Source organism: Intestinibacter sp. (genome assembly GCF_051866655.1).
Lineage (GTDB): Bacteria > Bacillota > Clostridia > Peptostreptococcales > Peptostreptococcaceae > Intestinibacter.
Window position 1 is genome coordinate 1 of the sequence record NZ_JBJDXL010000165.1, and the last position, 5,465, is coordinate 5,465.

Sequence of the window (5,465 nt, forward strand, 5' to 3'; positions counted from 1 at the left end):
AAGTAAGGTTGTGCGTTTTTAGAGTAATAGCTGTGCATAGAGTGACCTAATTCATGTATTAATGTAAATAGAGAATTTAAGTCGTCGTGGTAATTCATAAGCACGTATGATTTAGAATCATAGCATCCCCAAGAGTACGCTCCTCCTTGCTTTCCATCATTTTCATATACATCTATCCATCCATTATCAAATGCCTCTTGTATATGAGATAAGTATTCTTCTCCCATTGGCTTTAATGCTTCTAGTACGATTTTTTTAGCTTCCTCATATGGTATTTTCATATCGAAATTTTCTGTTAGAGGAACGTATAAATCATACATATGAATTTCGTCTAAGCCTAAAAATTTCTTTTTAAGGTCTATATATTTATCTAGTGCTGGTATATTTTCACTTACTGATTTAATTAAGTTTTCATATACATCTACACTTATGTTATCTGCAAATAGAGAGCCTTGTAGTGCACTTTCATATTTTCTAATTTTTGCGTAGAAAATTTCTGATTTTACACCGCCGTAAAGAGTTGATGCAAAAGTATTTCTATATTGCTTATAAACAGAATACAATCCTTCAAAAGCATATTTTCTAACTCTTCTATTCTTGCTCTTTAAGAATAAAGAAAAATTGGCATGTGTTATTTTTACCTTGTTGCCCTCTTCATCTTCTATTTCAGGGAATTGCATATCTGCATATGACATCATGTCGTATACGTTTTCTGGTACAGAGCTTAAATCAGATGCTGCAGCTAATATTTCTTCTTCCTTTTCACTTAAAGTATGTGGTTTTTCTCTTAGTATTTCGTCTATATATTTTTTGTAAAAAGATAATTTTTCATCCTTTAAAAACTCATTTAATTTAGCTTCATCTATATTTATTATTTCTGGAATCATATACGAAGTCGCCATAGATAATTCAGTAGATAGCATATCTATTTTTGTGGCTTTTCCTTGATTTGCATTTACTCTAGTATCCTCATGGCTCTTCATATGAGTATATACATATAGCTTTTCAAGTACTCTACCTGCTTCCTCTGATGTATGTAATGCATCGTATAGATTTTCTTTAGATTCTGATAGCTTACCTTTATAAGTGCCAACGTTTTCTATCAAGCTCTTAACCTTATCGATATCTTTATTCAAATCTGACTCTTCTGGATACATTTCGTCAATAGTCCATTTATATTGGCTTTCAATATTTTGTCTTTCCATTTTAAGTCTCCTTTCTAATTTTTCATAATTATACTTTAATTATAATAATATATGTTTCCCAAAAATTAAATTTTAAAAACTTGCATTTATTAAATTAATCATAAAAATAAAAATCTAAAACTCCATTGACCTCTTTTATACGCCTCTCCAATTCCTCAACGATAATTCTTCTATCATAGCTAATACTATATTTTGCTGTCCAAATTTGAGTTCCTTTGCTGTTAATATCAAAATTTCTTATAGCTATTTTACATTCCTTTAAAATCGCAAAGGTCTCTTTGACAGCATCTAGATTTGATATCGTCAAGTACAATTTGCAACTACGATTTTTAAAAAGCAGCTTATCAATTCTCTTCAACGATAACAATGTAATCATTTCCAACACCCATGCAGTAATTCCTAAAACGTATTCTCCATATCCTATTGCTATTCCTATACACGCAGTAGCCCAAATTCCTGCAGCAGTTGTAAGACCTCGTATTCCACTAGAATTCTTTAAAATTGCTCCAGCTCCTAAGAAACCTATTCCTGAAAGAACTTGTGCTGGAAGCCTAGCAGGATCCATAGTACTATAAGTGCTGTAATTATTAAATAGTTGTAAAGCAGTAACTGATGTCACACAAGCGCCCAAGGCTACAAGTATATGAGTCCTAAAACCTGCAAATTGATGCGATTTTTCTCTTTCTAATCCTGTAAGACCACCTATAACTAGGCATATTAATAATCTTATTATAATTTCTTTTTCGCTGATAAAATCTCCCCCTCTTCCTATTTTATATACTAATATATATATTATATAGTAATAAAGTAAATAACCCACGATTTGTGGGTTATTTACTCAAATATATATACTTATTTATTAAAATATCTATTTGCTTACTTGCTTCTGTTAATTCTTCTTCAAATATGTCTGGATATTGTATATATGTATTTATTTGTTCCCTTACTTCTTCAATTTCTTTTTTGATCATTTCTAATTCATTATTTTCCATATTATCACCACTAACACTTAAAATTTAAATTATCTTTATCGATTAATATCAATAAGAGAGCCTCCCACTTTTACCATCTTAGGATAACAAAACTTTGATACTAAACCTACAAAAAACCCCGTAACCAATGATGTAACTAACATAAAAGGTAAATAAGTTACAACTAATAAATTTTCTACTATAACACTTGCAACTAACAGTTGACCCAAATTATGACCTATTGCTCCTATAATACTAACTCCTATTGTAGAGAATCCTTTAATTTTTGTAGCTAAATACATTAAAATTAAACTTAAATATGCACCCCCTATACTAAACAGTAAATAAGACATAGGACCAGTAAAAATAGATGATAAAATAACTCTAACTGTTACAATTATAAATGTTTCTTTTAATCCAAAAATTAGTAATGAAATTAAAGTTATTATGTTAGTTAAACCTAATTTTGCTCCTGGAAAAAATACAATCAGTGGATTTGGGATATAAGTCTCTAATATATATAATATTAAGCTATATCCAACCATTAGCCCTAAAAAAGTCAATTTTTTTGTCTTCATAGTATTCTATCTCCAAATTATACATTTATATAATAAAATATTTTTTTGTATACTATTATAATACAATATTTTTCGATAAATCTCCACTTTTTGGACATTTTTGAAAAAATTTATAGAAAAAACTTAGATTTAAATTTACTATACATTTTTAACATAATTACATCATTAGAAAACTTGACTTTTTTGAATATAATTATTACTATATAAGTATGATAATAATTTGAAAATGAATTTCATTAGGAGGTATTAATGATGACTGTTTACGATTTAAAGGTTGGTCAAAAAGCGACTATTAATAATATAAATGGCGATATACGCTTAGCTAAAAGATTATTTGCATTAGGATGTATAGATGGAACTGAAATAGCAGTGAAAAAGGTTGCTCCTTTTGGAGATCCTATAGTTATAAATTTTAGAGGTTTAAACTTAGCACTTAGAAAAAACGATGCTAAGAATATAGGTATAAAAAGATAAAGGGGTGATGTCATTGATTAACGTGGCGTTGTTTGGCAACCCAAATGTAGGAAAAACAACTGTATTTAACTTACTTACAGGCTCTAACCAATACGTTGGAAACTGGCCAGGAGTTACTATTGAAAAAAAGGAAGGCTATCTAAAAAAGGATATTAAAATTGTAGATTTACCTGGGATCTACGCAATGGATACTTTTTCAAACGAAGAAAAGGTATCAAAGGCCTTCTTAGAAAACGAAGATGTCGATGTGATATTAAATATAGTAGACGCGTCTAATTTGTCTAGAAACCTATATTTAACTACTCAACTTATGGAGTACAATAAGCCAATTATTTTACTGTTAAACATGCTCGACTTAGCAGAAGCAAAGGGAATTAAAATCGACTACGATAAGCTTGCTGATGAACTCGGCGTAAAAATAGTTCCTATTATAGCTAAGAAAAAAAGTGGAACTGAAAATCTAGAAGAAATTATAAGAAGCTCTGTCAACGAAAAAACTTCTTATATAGAAGATTTTGGAACAGAAAGCGAAACTTATGAAAAAATAGATGCAATTTTAGAAAAATGTACTATACATGACATTCAAGATAAAAAATCCATCACAGATAGAATCGATGATTTTGTTTTAAATCCAATTCTAGCTTACCCAATATTTGTAGGAATATTACTTTTATTATTTAAATTTACTTTCGATTGGGTAGGAGGACCTCTACAAGATTTAGCTACTACACTTATAGAAAATTACATCATAACACCTGTAGATGGACTTTTAGCAAATTCTAGTGCATGGTTTAGATCATTAATAGTAGATGGTATATTGGGATCTCTAGGTGGTACACTACCATTTTTCCCATTAATCTTTGTTTTATTCTTAGGAATTTCACTATTTGAAGATAGTGGATATATGTCTAGAGCAGCATTTCTTATGGATAAAATAATGAGTAAGGTTGGTTTATCTGGTAAAGCATTTATACCGATGGTTATGGGTATAGGATGTGCATCTCCAGCTATAATGGCAACTAGAACCTTAGAAAGTGAAAAGGATAGAAAAATAACTGCATTAATTTCTCCACTTATGACTTGTGGAGCTAAATTACCGATTTATGCATTATTTATAGGCATATTTTTCGATAAACACGCAGCTATAGTCACTACGTCTTTATATATATTAGGAATTGTAGTAGCTATATTTGTTGCCTTAATTTTAAACAAAACTATTTACAAAACAGAATTAGAACCATTTGTATTGGAGCTTCCTGAGTACAGAATCCCTACATTGAGCGCACTTTTTAAAAATGCTTGGAATAAATCAAAGGGATTTTTAATCAAGGTTGTAACTGTAATGTTCTATATGTCAGTTGCTATATGGGCATTATCTTCATTTAACCTAGCAGGATTTACAGAAAATATAAATGAAAGCTTCCTATCTTATTTAGGAAAGATACTTGCTCCTATATTTGCTCCATTAGGATTTAATGATTGGAGAATATCAGTTGCATTGATAACTGGACTTGGAGCTAAAGAGGTTGTTGTAAATACACTTTTAATTTTATTCGGAGATTTATCTACTGGACTTACTAGTGTATTTACTGTTATAACTGCTTACACATTCTTAATTTTCTGTGCTCTATATACTCCATGTATAGCTACTTTAGCAACTATGAGAAAAGAATACGGAAATAAAATGATGTTCGCTTCTCTATTCTATCAATTTGGATTAGCGTGGATTGTCGGATTCTCTTTTAACTTCGTTGGATCTTTAGTTGTATTTGGTCAAACTAATGTATCAATAGCACAATTCATTGCTTTCTTAATTGTAATTATTGCTACTGTAGTTTTATTAAATTACTATTCTAGAAATAATAAATTAAATTCAAGTCACCATTGTGATTGCGCTTCTTGTACATCAAAATGTAGTAATCATTCAAAATAAGCTGGAATTAAAAATTCCAGCTTTTATTTTGATCAAGTATTATTATATTAAACTCCATTTATTAAATTAATCATCATCTCTATCGTAGTCATCGTCGTCATCGTCATATCTATCATCATCATAATCATCATCGTCATAATCTCTATCGTAATCACCTCTGTCATCATCATAATCTTTTTCAAACTCTATAATATCACCTGTTATTGCATCTAAAACTATATCATACTCGATATTATTTCCAACTAATTCACCTTCATATTCTGCTCTACCATCATCCATATCAAATTCGAAATCTACTAATGTT

Annotated in this window: 7 protein-coding genes; 2 read left to right on the top strand and 5 right to left on the bottom strand. The window is 29.7% G+C overall.

The window, feature by feature from the left end:
- The 4 genes from ACI3VO_RS04955 to ACI3VO_RS04970 all read right to left on the bottom strand — a co-directional run.
- Positions 1-1,205, bottom strand: a 1,205-nt coding sequence (locus ACI3VO_RS04955; protein ID WP_439756852.1) for a M3 family oligoendopeptidase, incomplete at its 3' end; no start/stop codon positions are given.
- A 94-nt stretch (positions 1,206-1,299) separates the two neighbouring features.
- The gene (locus ACI3VO_RS04960) at positions 1,300-2,025 is read right to left on the bottom strand and encodes an MgtC/SapB family protein (protein ID WP_439756853.1); all 726 of its coding nucleotides are present in this window, start codon (positions 2,023-2,025) and stop codon (positions 1,300-1,302) included.
- A gap of 10 nt (positions 2,026-2,035) precedes the next feature.
- Positions 2,036-2,197, bottom strand: coding sequence for an aspartyl-phosphate phosphatase Spo0E family protein (locus ACI3VO_RS04965; RefSeq protein WP_216572026.1), 162 nt, complete (start codon positions 2,195-2,197; stop codon positions 2,036-2,038).
- 35 nt (positions 2,198-2,232) lie between these two features.
- A complete protein-coding gene (locus tag ACI3VO_RS04970) occupies positions 2,233-2,754 on the bottom strand; it encodes a Gx transporter family protein (protein WP_439756854.1) in 522 nt (173 codons plus the stop codon).
- 252 nt (positions 2,755-3,006) lie between these two features.
- Here ACI3VO_RS04970 and ACI3VO_RS04975 point away from each other — a divergent pair, with 252 nt between their 5' ends.
- Together ACI3VO_RS04975 and feoB are read left to right on the top strand one after the other, a co-directional pair.
- Positions 3,007-3,228 carry a FeoA family protein gene (locus ACI3VO_RS04975; RefSeq protein ID WP_439756857.1) on the top strand — a complete coding sequence of 74 codons (222 nt, stop codon included), beginning with the start codon at positions 3,007-3,009 and terminating at the stop codon, positions 3,226-3,228.
- Positions 3,229-3,241: 13 nt separating this feature from the next.
- On the top strand, positions 3,242-5,161 hold the full coding sequence (gene feoB / locus ACI3VO_RS04980; RefSeq protein WP_439756855.1) for a ferrous iron transport protein B: 1,920 nt from the start codon (positions 3,242-3,244) through the stop codon (positions 5,159-5,161).
- 66 nt (positions 5,162-5,227) lie between these two features.
- Here feoB and ACI3VO_RS04985 read toward each other — a convergent pair.
- Positions 5,228-5,465 (bottom strand): PepSY domain-containing protein (locus ACI3VO_RS04985; protein ID WP_439756856.1); only part of this gene is annotated, 238 nt, incomplete at its 5' end.